Genomic DNA, 20,880 nt, shown 5'->3' with positions numbered 1-20,880 from the left:
ATCCATGTTTTTGAGGAGAAACCATGACAAATCTTGCTGATCTGTCCGCTGTTGAACTTGTTACGGCCTATAAATCCAAAGACCTTTCTCCTGTCGATGTTACAGAAGCGGTTATCACCCGTATTGAGGCTTATGAGCCGTCTTTGCATGCGATGTGGGCGTTTGATCCATCCGCTGCGCGTGAAGCTGCCAAACAGTCTGAAGCCCGCTGGATGCAAGGTGCGCCTGCCGGTGCCATTGACGGTGTACCGCTGACGATCAAAGAAAATATCGCCACCAAAGGCACCGCCGTGCCGCTTGGTTGTGCAGCCTCTGATATGACACCAGCCGCCAAAGATGCACCTGCTGCTGCCCGCACCCGCGAAGCCGGTGGTGTTATTTTGGGTAAAACAACCATGCCGGATTTAGGCATGTTGTCTTCCGGCCTTTCCAGCTTCCATGAGCTCGCCCGTAACCCTTGGAACCTTGATACCAATCCGGGCGGCTCCAGTGCCGGTGCCGGTTCTGCTGCTGCTGCCGGTTATGGTCCATTGCATATTGGCACAGATATTGGCGGCTCCATTCGCCTGCCTGCCGGCTGGTGCGGTATTGTCGGTTTGAAGCCGTCTTTCGGCCGCATCCCTATTGATCCGGCCTTTTTAGGCCGTGTTGCAGGGCCAATGACCCGCACCGTTGCTGATAATGCGCTTTATATGTCTGTGCTATCTTTACCAGACCGCCGTGACGGCATGAGCCTGCCTTATCAGGATCTGCCTTGGATGGATCTGGACATGGATCTCAAGGGCAAAAAAATCGGTCTTTGGCTGGATGCAGGTTTTGGTGAGCCGGTACAGCCGCAGGTTAAAGCTGCTGTTGAAGCAGCAGCCAAACTTTTTGCCGATGCCGGTGCCATTGTCGAACCGATTGAGCCGTTTCTCAATCGCACCATGATTGATGGTCTTGATCGTTTCTGGCGCGCACGTTCCTGGAATGATGTTTCCAAAATGAGCCGCGAAAATCAGGAAAAAATCCTGCCATATATTTTTGCATGGACAGAAACCGCCAAAGATCTGGACGGTATGGATGTCTATACCGGCTTTGCGCAGATGGATGCGATGCGTCACGCCTGCCTGAAAGCATCGGAGCACTTTGATTTCATCATCTCGCCAACCGCGCCGATGCCAACCTATCCGGCACATTGGGCGTCCCCTGTTAATGATCCGCAAAAGCCGTTCGAGCATATTGCTTTCACTGTAGCGATGAACATGTCGGAGCAGCCAGCCATTTCGGTCAATTGTGGCTACACCACTGATGGCCTGCCAATCGGCTTGCAAATTTTCGGACAGCGCTTTGATGATCTGGGCGTACTTCGCATGGCAAAAGCCTATGAAGATATGCGCCCGTCACAAAAACCTTGGCCAACAATCGCCTAAACATGGGGAACATAAACATGTCGATTGAAGTTGAATGGGCGCGTATGACTGCCCCTGATCTGCGCAGCATCGCCGAGCGCGGCAATGCACTGGCTATTCTGCCTGTGGGCTCACTGGAACAGCACGGCCCCCACCTACCGGTGATTACCGATACAGCAAGTGCCAGTGCCGCCTCTATCCGTGCCGCCAAACTGGTGGCAGAAGATGTGCCTGTTGCAGTATTGCCCGGCCTCTGGCTTGGTATGAGCGAACATCACCTGCCTTTTGGTGGCACCATCACCGTTGATTATCAGGCTTATGAAGCCATGCTGCGCGGTATCGTCAAATCGCTGAAAGCTTTGGGCTTTGCGAGGCTCCTTATCGTGAACGGTCATGGCGGCAATGTCGATCCGCTGGCCGTGGCGGTGCGTGAATTGGCAGTGACTTATGATCTGCCGATTGTTGCCACCACTCCTTGGTTTCTGGCACCGCAAGAAACCGCGGCCATTTTTGAATCCGACACCGCACCCAAACATGCCTGTGAAGGTGAAACATCCGTGATGATGGCGATTGCCGGTGATTGCGTGAAGGCTGACAAGCTGGATGAAGCCATGCAGCAGGCACCGGAGCCTGTGCATGCGCCGGACGGTTTCTCACGCTTTTATTCTTTCTCGGAACGCGCACCGATCACCGGAACATGGGGTGACCCGCGTCTGGCAAGTGCTGAAAAAGGCGAACGCTTCCTGAGTGTGCAAGCAAAAGCACTGGCTGATGCCATCAGGAATCCTGCTCTGTGGTCACGTCCGGATCCTGTCTGGCGCGCTAATCGCGGGCTGGAAACAACAGCTGGCAAAGCTGACTAAATATCTTGAAGGGCGGCTCAATAGGCCGCCTTTTTCATATCGCAAAATTGCTGATAAATTTTGCAGACAGATAAAGCACGGCACAAAACAGCGCGTTTAAAATAACTATATCAATTTTAAGATAATTTGATTTGAAAGAGAAATGGTGCGGGTGGTCGGAATCGAACCGACACTCCTTTCGGAACTGGATTTTGAATCCAGCGCGTCTACCAGTTCCACCACACCCGCACATTTATAAACTACCGAGGGTACGTCCTGTAACCAGAACGGGGAACTAATGTTCGGTAGCGGTTTGGGATATAACGGCTTCGTCTCTTAAGGTCAATCACAACTGACAAAACTTCATGCACTAAAATGATTTTTTTCAAGATTTATGAGCGCTTAAACCTTTCACACCCTGTTTGCTTTTGAAAAACACATCAATGATGCAGCAACAGAGCGGTAAATTCGTCAAAAGAATCATAAACCGCTCTGTCTGTTGTTGTCATTTGCCTATTTCCGGCAGGCCGCGAAACGATCAAGTGAACGGTCATAAACGGATGTTTTCACATTCATCATGCCCAGCACTGTATGGAAAAGATTATCATGCGATGCTTCCTCAGCGGTGCTGGCACGCAAGCATGACAAATCCGTACCCGTCACAGCCTGATAATCAGGCGAGAACCATGTGATGAACGGAATATGCGTCTGTGTATCAGGCGCGATAAAATAAGGAGCCGCATGCAGATAAAGACCGCGCTCGCCCAATGATTCGCCGTGATCGGACATATAAATCATTGAGGAAACAAACTTGTCCTCATTGGCTTTGAGAATATCAATGATCTGCGACAAAATCTTATCCGTATAAAGAATTGTATTGTCATAAGCATTGACGATCTGGCTATCTTCACATTCCGAGAATTCCGCCGTACGGCATTCCGGTTTGAACTGCGCCATTTCCGGCGGATAGCGCATATAATAAGCAGGGCCGTGGCTGCCGGTCATGTGCAGAACGAGCGTTGTGTTGCCATCAAAATCCTTCAGATGATCCCGCAGATAATCCGACAAAATCTGATCAAGGCATTCACCGCCCTCGCAATATTTCGGATCATACGAATTTTGCAGATCAATCAGTTTCGAGCGGTCAGCAACACCTTTATCGCCGGTATTATTTTCCCACCATTCCACCTTCACGCCCGCATATTGCAAAACATCAAGCAGGTTTTCAGAGCCTTTAAATTTGGCGCTGGAATAATCTTTGCGCGGAAAAGGCGAAAACATGCAAGGCACGGATACAGAGGTCTCAGTGCCGCAGCTGGTCGTATTGGTAAAGGCGATCACTTCGCGCTTTTTCAGCTCAGGATTGGTTTCGCGATTATAACCATTAAGACTGAAATTTTGCGCCCGAGCAGTTTCCCCCACCACGACAACAGTCAGCAGTTTTTTGCCCTCAGGCAGCGCTACGGTTTCTTGGACTGCATCCTGCCCCAACGGCTGCATAACAATATGGCGCTCAGTATAATGCCGGACGAAATAATCAACCGTGCTGGCAACCGGTTTATAAGGTACAAGGCGTGCCATAATATCATTGCGGTGCATACGATACATTGACGAATAAGCGCCGAAATCCGACGCCACCAGCACCACAAAACCAACGACACAGCCCAAAATAACCGGCGTATTGACCAATATTTTTTTGAAAATCGGCCGGTGCTTAATGCGCACCCACACAATCAGCAACGACGGTAAAAGCCCGTACAGCACCATATGGGTAATGAAACCTGTGGTCATGAGGTTGCGTGATTCACCGGCGGTGGTGGTTAAAGTCGCTTCAACCACATTACGGGTGATGATGGTGCCAAATGTTTCACCGAAATAAGAACCACCTGCCGCAGTCATCACCATCAAGATCAAAAACGGTTTAATGACATATTGTGCAGAAAATAGCACCAGAATGGCAATATGCAGCAGTAATAAAGCCACTGCCATCACAACCACCTTCATCAGCTGGCCGTCAAAATACTGTAAAATAAGTGTCCAAAAAGTCCTGTTGTTAAAGAACAACAGATACAGAGCGGTTAATACACACAAGAAACCGCTGGAGATTACAGGGCGGGGAAAACGCATCAATGGTGCTTTCTGAATTTAAGCAAATTTCAGCTTGTCTTTGCCTGAATTTAAGCTTTTTTATGTCAATTCGCTGCAGAGACTATAGCAAGATCATACCAATTTAATAGTGCGTGCAACCTGACGCAGCATTCGTTTTAAGGCACTGCTTTGATTGCGAAACCTGACTTTTGCTGTCGCCTTATCCGCTAAGCGATGCGCATCCTTGTGCAAGCCGATAATCAGCGTCTCTTGCGGTTCTTGCACATTGAAGATGGTATTGAGCAAGGGATGCTCGGTCAGTGTGCAGGCATCCAGCCGCTTAATTGCCGGATTGGCCAGAACATGCTTAACCACCTCCTGCAATAACAGACTATCCGGCATAAACGAGCGTAAGCTTTCGGAACAAGCGCTCTTCCACAACCATGCATCACCGTTTTCAATAAAAAGAATAGCTGCAGCAATAGTTTTATCGTTCAATTCCAATGAATGAAGCTGTACGGCACCGCGCTCAGCCAGATTATTGACTGCTTCACGGGCAAAAGCCTCGCGGTAACGATCACCAACGATTTTCGTCTTTTGCTTGGTACGCTCCGTACGGTTTTCCAAAATAATGAACCGCTCAAATTTAAGCCGGATATCCTCAATACCGGTGCTAACGGTATATTGCACATCGCCAAGTTCCGACAGGTTTTCCAGTAAAGCCTGCATCTGCATCGCCTGCCCGCCGGTAGGATGTTTTTGGAAATAGTCTTCACCCGTCAGGTCACTGATCAGAAACGGGCGCGGTGCATTTTCCAGCACCTGCATGGGCAACTGGCGCTGACGGGCAACTTCACGGATTGTTTTCGTTGCGGCTCCATTGGTGCGCATATGCGGAAAAACCATCACCTGCGGCAATTGCAGATGTTTGCGGCTTAAGATGTCAAACAAATCATCGACAACGCCTGACGGGTCATCCTGATCGATCAGAGGTGTGCCCTGCGGGGAAAAACGGGTTGTCCATGCGCGCAGCATGGTCTGGCCACTGCCCCAGCCTAAACGCTCCATCGTATAGGGCATGACAAAGCGCAAGCGGCTGCGCTCTTCATTCTCGTCACGCATCACCATAAAACGAATGATGCGGTCTTCCAGCCGCGGCATGGCAGGTGCCAGAAAACGGGCATTATAAAAAATATTCGGCTCAATAGTGCGTTTGCTTAAAAAGTCCAGTTCGTTGCGTAATTCATAACCGGCAGAGGCAGCATAAATATCTAATTTACGCGGAATATCGCGTTGTGCGCCATAGCCTTCGCTTGCTTCTGATCGGGCAACAGGACGTTCAGAGGTGTTAGGCTCATCAGCCGACACACCCTCTGCCCCTTGCGCTTTCTCCTCAAGCAATGGATGCACAACCATTTGAATCCCCTTTGAATTACGCAATAGAGCAGTAAAACCCCGCCATAAAGGTAAGTATTTTTAAGCCTCTATAGGGGAAACCCTTTAAAATAAAGACAAAACAGAAGCTTAATAAAAAGCAAACAAAAAGCCGCTGGCCGATCATAATCGGCGCAGCGGCTTTAAGTCAAAGGCTTGAGGCTGGCTGCACCAGCGCCAAACTTAATCAATATTAGTCAAATGCACCGTGGCAATGCTTGTACTTCTTACCAGAACCACAAGGGCAGCTCTCATTGCGGCTGACACGACCCCATGTGCGCGGGTCAGATGCATCGCGGCTCGAAGGGTCAATAATCCGTTCATCTTCCTGATGTTCAGCCCAGGCATCCGGATCAAAATCATTCATACCGGTTGAGCTATCAATATGACTGCCGCTCATGACCGGCAGTTCCGGCGCAGGTTCTGCGGCTGCCTCACGCACCAGTTCCACACGCATCAGCTGCGATGTAACAACTTCACGCAAATTGCCGAGCATGGCCTGGAACAGTTCAAAAGATTCCGTCTTATACTCGCTCAGCGGATCGCGCTGCGCATAACCACGGAAACCAACGACTGAGCGCAAATGATCCAGATTAACCAGATGTTCGCGCCACAGATTATCAAGCGACTGCAGGATCACAGATTTTTCCACATAGGTCATAATCTGTTCGCCGAAACGCTCGGCACGGTCGGCTGCGGCTTTGTCAGCAGCTTCCATGATGCGATTGAGGAATTCTTCCTCAGCAATACCTTCTTCCTTTGCCCATTCTTCAACAGGCAGATCAAGGTTCAAGGTTTTTGCGACATCTTCTTTAAGACCGGCAATATCCCATTTTTCTGCATAAGCGTTTTCAGGGATACGCAACGCCACCATGTCTTCAATCACTTCATGGCGCATTTCGGTAACGGCATCAGTCAGATGTTCGCTATCCATCATTTCAAGACGCTGTTCAAAGATCACCTTACGCTGATCATTCATCACATCATCATATTTGAGCAGGTTTTTGCGCATTTCAAAGTTACGCGCTTCCACCTTCTTCTGGGCTTTTTCCAGTGCTTTGTTGATCCATGGATGGACGATTGCTTCGTCCTCCTTCAGACCCAGCTTCTGGAGCATACCGTCCATACGATCAGATCCGAAAATACGCATCAGATCATCCTGCAATGACAGGAAGAATTTCGAGCGCCCCGGATCACCCTGACGACCGGAACGACCACGCAACTGGTTGTCGATACGGCGGCTTTCATGGCGCTCTGTTGCCAGAACGTAAAGACCACCGGCAGCCAATGCCTTTTCTTTCAACACAGCAATATCAGCTTTAATCGCTTCAATTTTTTGCTCGCGCTCAGCGCCTTCCGGCATATCAGCCAGTTCTCGCTGCACCCGCATTTCCAGATTGCCGCCGAGCTGAATATCAGTACCGCGACCGGCCATATTGGTTGCAATAGTAATGGCACCGGGCACACCGGCCTGCGCAATAATGAACGCTTCCTGTTCATGATAGCGGGCGTTCAGCACCTGAAAATCTTTGACACCGTCTTTGCGCAGACGCTCTGCCAGCATTTCCGATTTTTCAATCGAAGTCGTACCAACCAGTACAGGCTGCGATTTCGCATGTGCTTCAAGAATATCGCGCACAATCGCTTTGTATTTTTCTTCAACCGTACGATAAACTTCGTCATGGTCGTCAATACGGGCAACCGGCAGGTTGGTAGGAATTTCTACAACTTCCAAACCATAAATATTACCGAATTCTTCCGCTTCCGTTGCAGCCGTACCGGTCATACCGGCAAGTTTGGTATACATGCGGAAATAATTCTGGAAGGTGATCGAAGCCAGCGTCTGGTTTTCCGGCTGGATTTTAACAGCTTCCTTGGCTTCCAGAGCCTGATGCAGACCTTCGGAATAACGACGACCCGGCATCATACGGCCGGTAAATTCGTCAATGATGACAATCTCGTCATTGTTAACGATGTAATCTTTATCGCGCTGGAACAAGGTATGCGCACGCAACGCATTATTGAGGTGGTGCACGATGGCGACATTCTCAATATCGTAAAGACCTTCACCCTTCAGGTGTCCGGCTTCAGCTAAAAGCTGCTCCATGCGTTCAGTACCGACCTCGGTAAAGATCGCCGTTTTGGCTTTTTCATCCACTTCAAAATCTTCCGCAGACAATTGCGGAATAAAATTATTGATGAGGTTATAAAAATCAGTGCGATCTTCCAGCGGGCCGGAAATAATCAAAGGCGTACGGGCTTCATCGATGAGAATCGAATCAACTTCGTCGACAATCGCGTAATGATGCGGGCGCTGCACCATCTGGGCGCGCTCATATTTCATGTTGTCGCGCAGATAATCAAAACCAAGTTCGTTATTGGTCGCATAGGTGATATCGCAACCATAAGAAGCCCGGCGCTGATCATCATCCATACCATGACCGATCACACCAACGGTGAGGCCAAGAAAGTTGTAAAGCTTCGCCATTGTCTGGGCATCACGACCGGCAAGGTAGTCGTTAACCGTTACGACGTGAACGCCTTTGCCTTCAAGCGCGTTGAGGTAAACCGGCAAGGTTGCCATCAAAGTTTTACCTTCACCGGTACGCATTTCAGCAATACCGCGCTCATGCAGCACGATACCGCCAATCAGCTGCACATCGAAGGGACGCATACCAAGCACACGTTTTGCGGCTTCTCTGGCCGTGGCAAACGCATCTGGAAGTAAATCATCAACAGTTTTACCATTGGCCAAAGCGGCGCGGAATTCCGCGGTTTTTGCCTGCAACTGTTCGTTTGTGAGTGCCTCATAATTCTTTTCAAGCGCTGTAATCTGTTGAACGCGCTGACGCATGCTTTTGACACGGCGGTCATTAGATGAGCCGAAAATCTTACGGGCGAGACCGCCAAAGCTGACCATTCCTGGTCCTTTCCTGTCCGTTCAGCCAGCTAAACTACCGGCATTAAAATGCTTTTATCTACGTCAATCTAAGCACTTGCATCACAATGCACAACATTCGCGCGCAACCAAACGGCGCAATTTTCGAACCTTCATGCAAACAAAAGCAAGCTTACTGGACGCAAAGCCGTTGGAGAGATAAGAGTGGGATTGCGTGATGTCAACGTAGTAGCGCGTTATCATCTATGATAACAGATGCTTTTTAAGGCCAAATTATGCCGTATTTATCAGGTCGGTAGACGGTTTCAATGGAGAATTTTTAATGACACTTTACCGTAAAAGCCTTGCCCTTCTCGCTGCAACAGCATTTTTAGGTGGCGTAATGGGCACAGCTATCGCACAGGAAACAGCCGCTCCGGCTCCTGCTGCGGCCGAATCCGAAAAAGATGAACCGGGCAAAGTTCTGGCAACTGTCAATGGTATCGCCATCACGCAAGGCGAAGTCGATCAGGCTGCAACCGATCTGGATCCGCAATTTGGCCGCCTGCCGGTTGAACAGCGCCGTTTGGCAGCCTTGGCTGCGCTCATCGACATCAAAGCGCTGGCTGCTGAAGGCGAAAAAAACAAGCTCGACCAGACAGAAGAATTCAAGCGTCGCATGGGTTTCTTGAAAGACCGTGCACTGCATAACGAAGTTTTCAAAGCTGAAATCGTTGACAAGATCTCCGATGAAGATGCTCGCGCGCGTTATGACAAAGAAATTGCAGCTCTGCCTGCTCAAAACGAAGTTCGTGCCCGTCACATTCTCGTAAAAGAGAAAAAAGACGCGGAAGAAATCATCAAGAAACTGGATGGCGGTGCCAAGTTTGAAGATCTGGCCAAAGAAAACTCCACTGACGGTTCTGCCGCACAGGGTGGTGATCTGGGCTATTTCGGCGAAGGCATGATGGTGCCTGAATTCGAAAAAGCCGCATTTGCGCTGGAACCGGGCAGCTACACCAAAGAGCCTGTCGAATCACAGTTTGGTTTCCACATCATCAAGCTGGAAGACAAGCGCGCCAAGCAGCCACCGGCATTTGATCAGGTTAAAGACGAAATCCGTTCGATGATTATGCGTGAGCGTTATGTCACCATGATCAAAGACCTGCGCAATGGCATGAAGATCACCTATGATGATCCGGCTGTTGAAAAAGCCATGAAGGAAGCAGCAGCCGAACAGGATGCTGAAGAAGCTGCAAAGCAGTAAACTTGCATTGGCATCGGGCATAAAATAACGGCCTGAAAAGACAAAAATACAACGGGTGCTTTTAATTGATTTTGAAAGTGCCCGTTTTTTTACGTCCCGCACAAGGTATCTCTATGCAAAGGCTTGGAAAAGCCGCATAAGAGATGCAGAGATTGATTGCTTTAAAAGCAGAAAAATTCACAATCACATATCATGACCAGTATTTGAGGCTATCATGTCGGCACCTATTTCTCCGCTTGCTCCAAAACATTATCCGGCGATGCCCGCGATTAAAGGAGCGCGTATTGCCACCGCTGAAGCGGGTATCAAATATAAAGGCCGAACAGACGTTATGATGCTGATTTTTGATCAGCCGGCAGAAGCTGCAGGTGTATTCACCCGCTCGAAATGCCCGTCTGCTCCGGTTGATTTCTGCCGCCAGAACCTCGTTCACGGCAAAGCGCGCGCCGTTGTGGTCAATTCCGGCAACGCCAATGCTTTCACCGGTTCCAAAGGCCGCGCCAGCACGCAGGCCACCGCAGAAGCCGCCGCTCAGGCTATCGGCTGCTCGACCACCGAAATTTTCCTCGCTTCCACCGGCGTGATCGGTGAGCCATTAGATGCCAGCAAGTTCTCGCATCTGCTGGGCGACATGGCACAAAATGCCGTCGATAATTATTGGACGGAAGCCGCCAAAGCAATCATGACCACCGATACTTATCCGAAGGTTGCAACCGAAACCGTGCTGATCGGCGAAGTGCCTGTCACCATCAATGGTATCGCCAAAGGCGCCGGCATGATTGCACCGGACATGGCCACCATGCTGTCCTTCATCGTTACTGATGCGCCGATCTCGTCGCAAGTGTTACAGAGCATGCTCTCTAAAGGCGTTGATCCGACCTTCAACTCGATGACCGTTGACAGCGACACCTCCACTTCCGACACTTTAATGCTGTTTTCGACCGGCACCGCTGCCGAGCGCGGCGCACCAGCGATCACCGATATCAAAGACACACGCCTCAACCAGTTCAAAAAAGCATTGAACCGCCTGTTGAAGTCGCTTGCCATTCAGGTTGCGCGCGACGGTGAAGGCGCTCGCAAGATGCTTGAAATTGAAGTGACCGGTGCAAAATCCGCCGCTTCCGCCAAGAAAATCGCTCTTTCCATTGCCAATTCACCATTGGTGAAAACCGCAGCCGCCGGTGAAGACGCCAATTGGGGCCGCGTCGTCATGGCCGTTGGTAAAGCCGGTGAACCAGCCGAGCGCGATTTGCTTACAATCTGGTTTGGCGATATCCGTGTGGCACATCAGGGCGAACGTGATCCGGATTATTCGGAGGCCGCTGCTTCCGATTATATGAAGGGCGAAGATATTTATATCCGTGTGGATATTGGTCTTGGCCGCGGCAAAGCAACGGTTTGGACATGCGACCTGACCAAAGAATATGTCGCGATCAATGGCGACTATCGCAGTTAACAACAGCACATCCTGAAAAAGAAAACAGATAATGACCAGCTCCGCTATGCCACAAACACCTGATCTGACAATTGTACGCCAGCTTGAAGCTTTGGGCTTTCGCGCATGGCCTGCAAGTCAGGTGCGCTATAGCGGGAGCTGGGCCATCCGTCTGACACCGGATCATCAGTCCAAGCGGCTGAACTCGGTTAACCCGCTTGATCCGGGCGATTTTCATAATCTTGATGAGCGCGTGGCTGCGATTCAGGACATGTTCCAGCAGGCCGGAAAACGTCCGGTTTTCCGCCTGTCTCCGCTTGCTGCACCACAGCTCACCCAATATCTGGATGAGCTGGGCTGGGTGGAAAAAGGGCGAACCATCACGATGATGCGTTCGATTACACCGGATTTCGCCAGCGATCCGGCTGATATCACCATAAGCGATGATATTGCGACTTATGCCCAAGCCTCGCTGGAAGCACATGGCAAAAGCCTTGCAGAACAAAAAGCACTTCTGCCTGCTCTTGAACTTATTTTAAGCCAAATCCGCCCTGCCAAAGCGATGATGATTGCCAAAAAAGGCGACCAGTCAGTGGCTGCCGGCCTATGTGTAAAAGATTATGCGTGGGCTGGTCTTTTTGATTTAGCAACCAAGCCAGCTCATCAACGCCAAGGGTGGGCTGAAGCACTTATTGCCTGCGGCTTATCATGGGCGCAGCAACAAGGTGCCAAGCGCGCATGGCTGCAAATCGAAGAAAGCAATCTTGCAGGATTGGCACTTTATCGTAAACTGGGCTTTAGTGAGAGCTATCGCTATTCCTACCGCGAAATGCCTTAAGCTATTGAGCGCGCTTTGAATGCAGCCAACTATCTGAAATGAATGAGACGACCATGAGCAACACCCAACAACGCCGTATTTTATTAGTGGCCGCCTGTGCATTGGTGGATAATGACGGCCGCGTTTTGCTGGCGCAGCGCCCTGAAGGCAAGCAGCTGGCGGGTTTGTGGGAGTTTCCCGGCGGCAAGGTAGAGGCCGGTGAAACACCGGAAGAAACCCTCATTCGAGAATTACAGGAAGAGCTTGGCATTATCACCAAGGCTGAATGTCTGGCGCCGCTCACATTCGCCAGCCATACTTATGATGATTTTCACCTGTTGATGCCGCTTTATATCTGCCGCCGCTATGAAGGCATTGCTCGCGGCATGGAGGGGCAGGCGATCAAATGGGTGCGGCCGCGTGACATGCGCGATTATCCGATGCCACCCGCTGATGAACCGCTCATCCCTATTTTATGTGATTTGTTGTAAAATCTTTTTGTGATTAACTGTAACAAGCATCGCTCTATGCGATTTTGTTAATTTATCTTTCACTTCATTACGCGACACTGCGGTTGGTAAAACCCGGAGTTTTGAGTAATGGGTAAACAACAAAAAAATATCAACGATATCGACTTTGACCTGTCCTATCGTCCAATTTCTAACGCCAAAAGCAGTGCTTTGCGCATTGCATTATTGTTTGGTTCAGCAGCTCTTGCTCTTGGCATGATTATCATCCCATTGATGAATGAACGCGCCAATCGTCAGGATATGCAGGCATTGTTCCCGCAAGGCATCGACATGACCAAAACAGGCTCAATCCGTAACTGATTTAACCGTCTTCCGGCTTGACTTGAAGCTGCTGCAATGCGTCTGCCAGCGAGGCTTTTGCAGAACCGGGCTTTAACGGTTTTTGCTGTGATTCATGCGGCTTCCAGCCTGACATCCACAATGTTGAAAAGCTCGCCCTGACACGCCCGTCCGGATCAGAAAAGCGCTCGGCATAAATTTGCGCTGCCCGCATGAAAACGCTGCGCGTCAGCGGCTTCTTCGAGCGGTCAACCAGAATATTTTGCATCCCCATGGCGCGGATATCTTTAAGCAGATCAAACATCGAATTATAGCGCACCGTCACCGTGTCAACATCTGTTACCGGCAACGCAAAACCAGCACGCTGCAACAAAGCACCCGCATCTCTGATATCGGCAAAAGGCGCAATACGTGCCGCAGCGCCGCCACTTAATTCAATCTCAGCCTGCATCAGGCTTTCACGCAACTCGCCCAAAGTTCCGGTGCCGGAAAAGGCTGCCAGAAACAAACCATCGGGGCGCAATGCACGCGCAATTTGAATAAGCATTCCCGGCAGATCATTGATGAGATGCAAAGACATCAAAGAGACGATCAGATCAGCGCTTTGCGGCTCCAAGGGCAGAATTTCACTTGGCTCAATCACGCCATGTTCAAAAGCTGAGTCGCTGCCTTGAAAATAGAAGTCACCCTGCTCAATGCGGATGATCTTCTCCACTTTGCCGGATTGTTGCAAGCCGCGCGCCAAAGCATCTGTATACCCCATCAGCGCCACGCCGGTACTGAACTGTCTTTCCACGGCACTTAAACGATCAAGTACATCTTCAACGCTGCGCTCAAGCAAAAAGTCAGCCCCCGCAACAGGCTTTGCCAATGCACGCTTTTGAAACTGCAACATCAATTGGCGGTCAAAAATTCCGCTACCCGACATTTATGATCCGCCTTTTACAATCTGCATTTCTTCTGGCATGGTGACTTAAGTGTTACATGCGTTCGATCGGGAGCGAATGCAATGACAAACCATGTCAGTTTGAAAAATAATGACGATGATGAAGAGCCGAAAAGGCTGAATTTCAACTTTTCCGCCCATGCGGCAAAAGCCTTGAAAGCGGCTGCCGATATTTTATTTCCGCCCACCTGCATCGGTTGCAAACGTCATGTTTCACATCCAGGCTCTTTGTGCCCTGCCTGCTGGGACGAAATCCGCTTTATCGAGCAGCCCTATTGTCCGGTGCTTGGCACACCTTTCGCCCATGATTTCGGCTCGCATTTTTTATGTGCCGAGGCAATCGCCAATCCGCCTCCTTTCAAACGTCTGCGCTCTGCCGTTTTGCATAAGGGGGCCGCGCAGCACATGGCTGTGTCACTCAAATTTTATGACCGCACCGATTTAGCGCCATGGATGGCGCAATGGTTGTCGCGGGCGGGGCGAGAATTGCTTGATGATTGCGATGTGATTATTCCCGTGCCGCTGCATCGCTGGCGCTTATGGCAACGCCGCTACAACCAATCGGCAGAACTGGCGCGCAGTCTTGCCAAATCTGCACACAAACCTTTTTGCGCTGAGGCTTTAATCCGCACCCGCAACACCGTCCAGCAAACAGGCTTGCGCAGTAAAGAACGCCAGCGCAATGTTGATGGCGCATTTAAAGTGCCGGACAAAGGCGATATCCACATTCGCGGGCGGCGGGTCTTGCTCATTGATGATGTTTATACAACCGGTGCCACCGTGCGCTCTGCCACCCGCACCTTACTGCGCCACGGGGCACAATCCGTAGACGTTTTAACCTTCAGCCGTGTCTTGCCTGAACAAATCTAAGGTTTAAGTAATAGCAACAAGGGCTTTCGGTTGAGGCAATTTAAGCATATATGAGCATCAACAATGGAGTTAATCATGGTTGATGTTACAATTTATACCCGTCCGGGCTGCCCTTATTGCACCAGAGCAAAAGATTTGCTGACCCAAAAGGGCGTTGCATTTCACGAAATCAATGCCGGTGCCACACCGGAACTGCGTGCAGAAATGCAGCAAAAATCCGGCCGCAACACATTCCCGCAAATTTTTGTCGGTGATTATCATGTTGGTGGCTGTGATGATTTGCATGCGCTGGAAGCTAATGGCAAACTGGACGGACTTTTGGAGAGTGGAACACTATAAGGGATAAAGCTATGAGCACTTTTCGCGCAGCCGCCATTCAGATGCGTGTCGGCAATGATATCAACACCAATGTTGAAACGCTGAAGCAACTTGTTGCCGAAGCTGCGCGCCAAGGTGCTCATTATGTGCAAACCCCTGAAGCGACCGGCGGGTTTCAGCGCGATAAAAACGTGCTGCTCGCCACCATCCGCAACGAAGCCGATGATCCGGTCTTTCTTGCAGCCGCAGAGCTTGCCAGACAATATGGCATTTACCTGCATATCGGCTCCACCGCCATTCGTGCGGCTGACCAGAAGGCAGCCAATCGCGGTGTGATCTTTGCACCCACAGGTGAGAAAATCACCACCTATGATAAGATCCATATGTTTGATGTGGATTTGGACAATGGTGAAAGCTGGCGTGAATCCGCCACTTATGAGCCGGGCGACAAAGCCATTGTTGTTGAAACCCCGCTTGCCAATATCGGCATGGGCATTTGCTACGACATTCGCTTTCCGCAGCTCTTTCAGGCACAGGCTTTGCGCGGTGCCAATCTGCTGACAGCGCCAGCCGCCTTTACACGCCAGACCGGTGAAGCACACTGGCATATTATGCAGCGCGCCCGTGCCATTGAAAATGGTGCTTTTTTGATCTCTGCCGCTCAAGGCGGTTTTCATGAAGACGGGCGCGGCACTTATGGTCACTCGATCATTGTTTCCCCATGGGGCACGATTTTGGCCGAAGCCGACCATGACGAGCCATGCGTGATTGTGGCCGATATTGATGTGAATGAATCTGTGCTTGCGCGCAAAAAAATTCCTAACCTTGCCAATGCACGTCAGTTCACCACCCAAATTGTCAAAGCATAAGGGACTAAAACAAGAGAAATGATCCGCTTTTCGCTTAATTGTGCCAGTAACCATCATTTTGAAGCCTGGTTTCGAAACAATGATGATTTTGACCAGCAGCTGAAAAGCGGTTTCGTCACCTGTCCGCAATGCGGCTCGCAGAGTGTGCAAAAAGCACTGATGGCACCGTCTGTCTCAACGGGTCGCAAGAAAGAGCAAATCGCGGTCAGTATGGATGAAGCGCAGAAAAAAATTCTGAACGACATTCAGGATCTCGCACGCAAAGTGCGTGAGAATGCCGATTATGTCGGCGATAAATTTGCCGAAGAAGCACGCAAAATCCATTATGGCGAAACGGAACAACGCGGCATTTATGGCGAAGCCACAGCCGATGATGTGACATCGCTTGTTGACGAAGGCATTGAAATTATGCCGCTTCCGGCTTTGCCTGAAGACAAAAACTGATCAATCAAAATTATACTTTTAAACAATAGCAATCAGGAATAAGATATTTTCCTGACTGCTTAGTCTTGCTCGAATTTTCGGGAAATATTTTTCTAATAAACTTTAATATTGGAATTATATGCCTCATATATAGATTTATACGCAAGGCGAAAACTTGTGTCTGCAAGCCTTTCGATTAAAATCTCCGGCAATAGAAAACAAGATTTTATCACGGGTCTAACATACAAGGATCTAACAATGTCGAAATCAGAGAGCCAAACCTCAAACCAAAAAACCGGCCAGCAGATCGGCCGTGGTCACGTTTACGACTCGATCCTTGATACGATCGGCAACACACCTTTGGTGCGCATTGATAAATTCGCGCGTGAACATGGCGTCGTCGCCAATCTTCTCGTTAAGCTTGAATTTTTCAACCCGCTGGCAAGCGTCAAAGACCGTATCGGTCTGGCGCTCATTGAAGCGCTGGAAGCCTCAGGCGAAGCCGTGCCAGGCCAGACCACACTGATTGAACCAACCTCCGGCAATACCGGTATTGCGCTGGCTTTTGCAGCCGCCGCCAAAGGCTATCGTCTGATTTTGACCATGCCGGAAACCATGTCGGTTGAGCGCCGCAAGCTGCTTAAATTCCTTGGTGCCGAACTGGTACTGACGGAAGGCGCAAAAGGCATGAAGGGTGCGATTGCCAAGGCCGAGGAACTGGCTGAAAGCACACCCCATGCCATTATTCCGCAACAGTTTGAAAATCAGGCCAATCCTGAAATCCACCGCAAAACCACCGCTGAGGAAATCTGGAACGACACCAATGGCGAAGCCGATATTCTGATTTCCGTTATTGGCACCGGTGGCACCATCACAGGTGTGGGACAGGTTTTGAAAGCCCGTAAGCCTGAATTTAAAGTGATTGCCGTGGAACCAAAAGATTCGCCCGTTCTTTCCGGTGGCGCACCAGGCCCGCATAAAATCCAAGGCATTGGTGCAGGTTTTGCGCCAAAAACTTTGGACACAAATGTTTACGATGAAATCATTCAGGTTTCCAATGAAGACGCATTTGCCAAATCCCGCGAACTGGCACGCGTTGAGGGTATTCCGGTTGGCATTTCATCGGGTGCGGCACTGACTGCCGCCATCGAAGTGGGCAAACGTCCCGAAAATAAAGACAAAAACATCGTCATCATCATTCCTTCCTTTGCCGAGCGTTATCTCTCCACCGCTCTGTTTGAAGGTCTGGACGACTAATCAGTGCCTCCCAAGCACGAATAAGAAAAAGCCCGGTTCGTAATCGAAACCGGGCTTTTATATTAAATAGTCTGTTGTTTTCCTCATCGTGCAACACGCGCCGCACAAGCTGGCCCCGGACCACGCATATAATGACGTTCCGGACGATAGCTCGGCACCACGAACTCACGAATGACGTTTACGCTTTCGCGCAAGTGAACAAGAATGCTCATCGTCTTCACCCTCAATAATCAATCACTTACAGCCAATAATAGGCAATGATGGGTTAAATTTTAACACCTTCATTAATCAAATATTTAGCATTTAAAGATGAATACACACTGAACAGTGAAGGTTAATGAAATCTTAAAGCAAATTTCATTGATTGTTATCCACAATCAGAAAACAAAAATGGCGCCGGATGCATAAGCACCAGCGCCATTAAAATTTGCTATATCCGAGCCAAACTTAACGTGTCGGCACCGGTTCATCACCGCGATAATCATAGAAACCGCGACCGGCTTTGCGTCCCAACCAGCCGGCTTCAACATATTTAACCAGCAACGGGCACGGGCGATATTTGCTGTCTGACAACCCGTCATAAAGCACCTGCATGATCGACAGGCATGTATCCAGGCCGATAAAATCTGCCAGTTGCAAAGGCCCCATCGGATGATTGGCACCAAGTCGCATGGCGGTATCAATGGAATCCACCGAACCAACACCTTCATAAAGCGTATAAATCGCCTCATTGATCATTGGCAGCAGAATACGATTGACGATAAAGGCCGGAAAATCTTCCGCAACAGTGATGGTTTTATCCAGCGACTGTACGAAAGCCTGCGCTTCCTTGAAGGTCACTTCTTCCGTTGCAATACCGCGCACCAGTTCAACCAGTTTCATCAGCGGCACAGGATTCATAAAATGAATACCCATAAAACGCTCCGGCCGGTCAGTGGTTGCTGCCAGTCGGGTGATGGAGATGGATGAGGTATTGGTTGCTAAAATCGCTTCCGGATTAAGGATCGGGCAAAGGGAGGCAAAGATTTTACGCTTAATATCTTCGTCTTCAGTGGCCGCTTCAATCGCCAGATCAACACCAGCCAGATCTTCCATGGCTTTGGCAGGCAGGATTTTTTTCATCGCTTCACTGCGCTGCGTATCTTCCAGCTTACCGGAAGCCACCTGACGCGCCATATTACCATTGATGGTGGCAATACCTTTTTCCAGACGCTCAGCATCAGCATCATGAAGCAGCACAGTATATCCGGCGAGCGCACAGACATGCGCAATTCCGCCGCCCATTTGTCCGGCACCGATAATTCCCACTGTCTTAATCGCCACCGTAACATCCTCCAAATAAACGCCCTGCTGTCACTCAGTCAGGGCTAAAGCCGTTGATAAAATTTGTCAGAACCAAATAGGTTCTGACAGAAAATTAAAGCGCCTTTTCCAGTTCCGGCAGGATCGTAAAGAGATCGCCCACCAGACCATAATCAGCCACCTGAAAAATCGGCGCTTCTTCGTCTTTGTTGATCGCAACAATGACTTTAGAATCCTTCATCCCGGCCAGATGCTGAATGGCACCGGAAATACCGGCAGCAATATAAAGTTCAGGCGCGACCACTTTACCGGTCTGGCCTACCTGCCAGTCATTGGGTGCATAGCCCGCATCCACGGCTGCGCGCGATGCACCAACGGCTGCCCCGAGCTTATCTGCCAATGGCAGGATCACTTCGTTGAACTTATCTTCCGAACCCAATGCACGACCACCGGACACAATGATCTTGGCAGAGGTCAGTTCAGGACGTTCACCACCGGACAGATCAGCACCAACATAAGAAGACAGAGCCGGATCAGCCGCCACGGCAACTGTTTCAATGCTGGCAGAACCGCCAGCACCCACACCAGAGAAAGAAGCCGTACGCACAGTGATAACTTTTTTAGCATCGGTTGACTGCACGGTCTGGATCGCATTACCAGCATAGATCGGACGCTTGAAAGTATCAGCCGAAACCACTTCCATGATTTCAGAAATCTGCGCCACATCCAGAAGAGCTGCAACGCGCGGCAAGATGTTTTTAGCGTTAGTGGTCGCAGGAGCAATCACCGTATCATAACCATCGCTAAGCGAAACGATCAGTGCTGCCACCGGCTCTGCCAGACGGTTTTCCAGCACATCAGCCTGCGCCAACAAAACTTTACGCACACCTTGAAGTTTTGCCGCCTGATCAGCAACGCCTTGCGCATTTTGACCGGCAATCAGAACATCCACATCCCCACCAATCGCCTGTGCGGCGCTCAATGCTTTTGCAGTTTGATCGGACAAGGTTGCATTATCATGTTCAGCAAACAGAAGAATAGCCATCAGTATAAATCCTTGATCCTTAACTTACAAAACGCCGGCTTCGTTTTTGAGCTTTTCTACCAGCTCGGCAACGGAAGCCACTTTGACGCCAGCCTTGCGGCCACCTGGTTCTTCTGTTTTCAAAACCTTCAGGCGCGGGGCAATGTCGGCACCAAAATCAGCCGGTGATTTCTCATCCAGCGGCTTTTTCTTCGCCTTCATAATATTCGGCAAGGACGCATAACGCGGTTCATTCAAGCGCAGATCAACAGTGACGATTGCAGGGAGTTTAACATTGATGGTCTGCAAGCCGCCATCAACTTCACGGGTAACAGTTGCCTGATCTTCACCAAGCTCAAGCTTGGAAGCAAATGTAGCCTGCGCCCAGTTGAGAAGCGCAGCAAGCATCTGGCCGGTCTGATTACTGTCATCATCAATGGCCTGTTTGCCCAAAAACACCATATTCGGCTGTTCAGCTTCAACGACACCTTTAAGCACTTTGGCAACACCCAAAGGCTCAACCTGATCATCGGTTTTAACCAGAATGGCACGGTCTGCGCCCATCGCCAATGCGGTGCGCAATGTTTCCTGTGCCTGTGCCGGACCGATTGAAACAACAACGATTTCAGAAACTTTGCCAGCTTCTTTCAAACGGATTGCTTCTTCAACCGCAATCTCATCAAACGGGTTCATCGACATTTTTACATTATTCAGTTCAACGCCGGTTCCGTCAGGTTTGACACGGATATTCACGTTGTAATCGACGACACGCTTAACTGCGACGAGGATTTTCATCCACATAACCTTTCATTTCATCCATGCTGCAAAATGATAATTGTCACTTCGCATAAACATCCTGTTGGCATCTTCATCCGATTTCACCACCATCAGAAGCCTGTTCACACAATTG

Annotated in this window: 20 protein-coding genes and 1 tRNA gene; 12 read left to right on the top strand and 9 right to left on the bottom strand. The window is 49.9% G+C overall.

Translation table 11 applies throughout. The features are described 5' to 3' along the window. Nucleotides 1-23 precede the first annotated feature (23 nt). A complete protein-coding gene (locus FHS77_RS07165) occupies nt 24-1,412 on the top strand; it encodes an amidase (RefSeq protein ID WP_184221768.1) in 1,389 nt (462 codons plus the stop codon). A gap of 17 nt (nt 1,413-1,429) precedes the next feature. Beyond that, nucleotides 1,430-2,254, top strand: coding sequence for a creatininase family protein (locus FHS77_RS07160; RefSeq protein ID WP_184221766.1), 825 nt, complete (start codon nt 1,430-1,432; stop codon nt 2,252-2,254). A gap of 143 nt (nt 2,255-2,397) precedes the next feature. On the opposite strand, the gene FHS77_RS07155 is transcribed toward FHS77_RS07160, so the two are convergent. The 4 genes from FHS77_RS07155 to secA form a co-directional block, all read right to left on the bottom strand. Then, nucleotides 2,398-2,482: transfer RNA gene (locus FHS77_RS07155), tRNA-Leu, on the bottom strand. A 264-nt stretch (nt 2,483-2,746) separates the two neighbouring features. Beyond that, entirely contained in the window at nt 2,747-4,360 is a 1,614-nt protein-coding gene (locus FHS77_RS07150) for a phosphoethanolamine transferase (protein WP_184221764.1), read from the bottom strand. Nucleotides 4,361-4,453: 93 nt separating this feature from the next. After that, the gene (locus FHS77_RS07145) at nt 4,454-5,737 is read right to left on the bottom strand and encodes a GNAT family N-acetyltransferase (protein WP_184221762.1); all 1,284 of its coding nucleotides are present in this window, start codon (nt 5,735-5,737) and stop codon (nt 4,454-4,456) included. Nucleotides 5,738-5,948: 211 nt separating this feature from the next. Next, the gene (gene secA / locus FHS77_RS07140; protein ID WP_184221760.1) at nt 5,949-8,675 is read right to left on the bottom strand and encodes a preprotein translocase subunit SecA; all 2,727 of its coding nucleotides are present in this window, start codon (nt 8,673-8,675) and stop codon (nt 5,949-5,951) included. A gap of 301 nt (nt 8,676-8,976) precedes the next feature. Here secA and FHS77_RS07135 point away from each other — a divergent pair, with 301 nt between their 5' ends. From FHS77_RS07135 to FHS77_RS07115, 5 genes are all read left to right on the top strand, one after another. Beyond that, nucleotides 8,977-9,900: a peptidylprolyl isomerase gene (locus tag FHS77_RS07135; protein WP_184221758.1), complete on the top strand. Its 924-nt coding sequence runs from the start codon at nt 8,977-8,979 to the stop codon at nt 9,898-9,900. Nucleotides 9,901-10,114: 214 nt separating this feature from the next. After that, the gene (gene argJ / locus FHS77_RS07130; RefSeq protein ID WP_184221756.1) at nt 10,115-11,356 is read left to right on the top strand and encodes a bifunctional glutamate N-acetyltransferase/amino-acid acetyltransferase ArgJ; all 1,242 of its coding nucleotides are present in this window, start codon (nt 10,115-10,117) and stop codon (nt 11,354-11,356) included. A gap of 31 nt (nt 11,357-11,387) precedes the next feature. After that, nucleotides 11,388-12,173, top strand: a complete 786-nt coding sequence (locus FHS77_RS07125; RefSeq protein WP_184221754.1) for a GNAT family N-acetyltransferase — start codon at nt 11,388-11,390, stop codon at nt 12,171-12,173. A 53-nt stretch (nt 12,174-12,226) separates the two neighbouring features. Continuing rightward, nucleotides 12,227-12,643: an 8-oxo-dGTP diphosphatase MutT gene (mutT, locus tag FHS77_RS07120; protein WP_184221751.1), complete on the top strand. Its 417-nt coding sequence runs from the start codon at nt 12,227-12,229 to the stop codon at nt 12,641-12,643. Nucleotides 12,644-12,751: 108 nt separating this feature from the next. After that, entirely contained in the window at nt 12,752-12,982 is a 231-nt protein-coding gene (locus FHS77_RS07115) for a hypothetical protein (protein WP_184221749.1), read from the top strand. A 1-nt stretch (nt 12,983) separates the two neighbouring features. Here FHS77_RS07115 and FHS77_RS07110 read toward each other — a convergent pair whose 3' ends face one another. Further along, nucleotides 12,984-13,889: a class I SAM-dependent methyltransferase gene (locus tag FHS77_RS07110; protein ID WP_184221747.1), complete on the bottom strand. Its 906-nt coding sequence runs from the start codon at nt 13,887-13,889 to the stop codon at nt 12,984-12,986. A gap of 81 nt (nt 13,890-13,970) precedes the next feature. Between FHS77_RS07110 and FHS77_RS07105 the strand changes: the two genes are divergently transcribed. The 5 genes from FHS77_RS07105 to cysK all read left to right on the top strand — a co-directional run bounded on the left by FHS77_RS07105 (nt 13,971) and on the right by cysK (nt 17,644). Next, nucleotides 13,971-14,777 (top strand): double zinc ribbon domain-containing protein, encoded by an 807-nt coding sequence (locus FHS77_RS07105; RefSeq protein WP_184221745.1) that lies wholly within the window; start codon nt 13,971-13,973, stop codon nt 14,775-14,777. 75 nt (nt 14,778-14,852) lie between these two features. Then, nucleotides 14,853-15,116: a glutaredoxin 3 gene (gene grxC, locus FHS77_RS07100; RefSeq protein WP_184221743.1), complete on the top strand. Its 264-nt coding sequence runs from the start codon at nt 14,853-14,855 to the stop codon at nt 15,114-15,116. A gap of 11 nt (nt 15,117-15,127) precedes the next feature. After that, on the top strand, nt 15,128-15,964 hold the full coding sequence (locus FHS77_RS07095; protein WP_184221741.1) for a carbon-nitrogen hydrolase family protein: 837 nt from the start codon (nt 15,128-15,130) through the stop codon (nt 15,962-15,964). A gap of 18 nt (nt 15,965-15,982) precedes the next feature. Next, nucleotides 15,983-16,408: a DUF1178 family protein gene (locus tag FHS77_RS07090; RefSeq protein ID WP_184221739.1), complete on the top strand. Its 426-nt coding sequence runs from the start codon at nt 15,983-15,985 to the stop codon at nt 16,406-16,408. Between the two features lie 237 nt (nt 16,409-16,645). After that, entirely contained in the window at nt 16,646-17,644 is a 999-nt protein-coding gene (cysK, locus tag FHS77_RS07085; RefSeq protein ID WP_184221737.1) for a cysteine synthase A, read from the top strand. 83 nt (nt 17,645-17,727) lie between these two features. Here cysK and FHS77_RS16370 read toward each other — a convergent pair whose 3' ends face one another. The 4 genes from FHS77_RS16370 to FHS77_RS07070 all read right to left on the bottom strand — a co-directional run bounded on the left by FHS77_RS16370 (nt 17,728) and on the right by FHS77_RS07070 (nt 20,765). Next, nucleotides 17,728-17,856, bottom strand: coding sequence for a hypothetical protein (locus FHS77_RS16370; RefSeq protein WP_281383579.1), 129 nt, complete (start codon nt 17,854-17,856; stop codon nt 17,728-17,730). Nucleotides 17,857-18,091: 235 nt separating this feature from the next. After that, the gene (locus tag FHS77_RS07080; RefSeq protein WP_184221735.1) at nt 18,092-18,967 is read right to left on the bottom strand and encodes a 3-hydroxybutyryl-CoA dehydrogenase; all 876 of its coding nucleotides are present in this window, start codon (nt 18,965-18,967) and stop codon (nt 18,092-18,094) included. Between the two features lie 94 nt (nt 18,968-19,061). Further along, nucleotides 19,062-19,991: an electron transfer flavoprotein subunit alpha/FixB family protein gene (locus tag FHS77_RS07075; RefSeq protein WP_184221734.1), complete on the bottom strand. Its 930-nt coding sequence runs from the start codon at nt 19,989-19,991 to the stop codon at nt 19,062-19,064. A gap of 24 nt (nt 19,992-20,015) precedes the next feature. Further along, nucleotides 20,016-20,765 carry an electron transfer flavoprotein subunit beta/FixA family protein gene (locus FHS77_RS07070; protein WP_184221732.1) on the bottom strand — a complete coding sequence of 250 codons (750 nt, stop codon included), beginning with the start codon at nt 20,763-20,765 and terminating at the stop codon, nt 20,016-20,018. Between the last annotated feature and the right edge of the window lie 115 nt (nt 20,766-20,880).

This window comes from Paenochrobactrum gallinarii (genome assembly GCF_014205685.1).
GTDB classification, from domain to species: Bacteria; Pseudomonadota; Alphaproteobacteria; order Rhizobiales; family Rhizobiaceae; genus Paenochrobactrum; species Paenochrobactrum gallinarii.
This window is presented reverse-complemented; position numbering and strand designations above follow the sequence as displayed.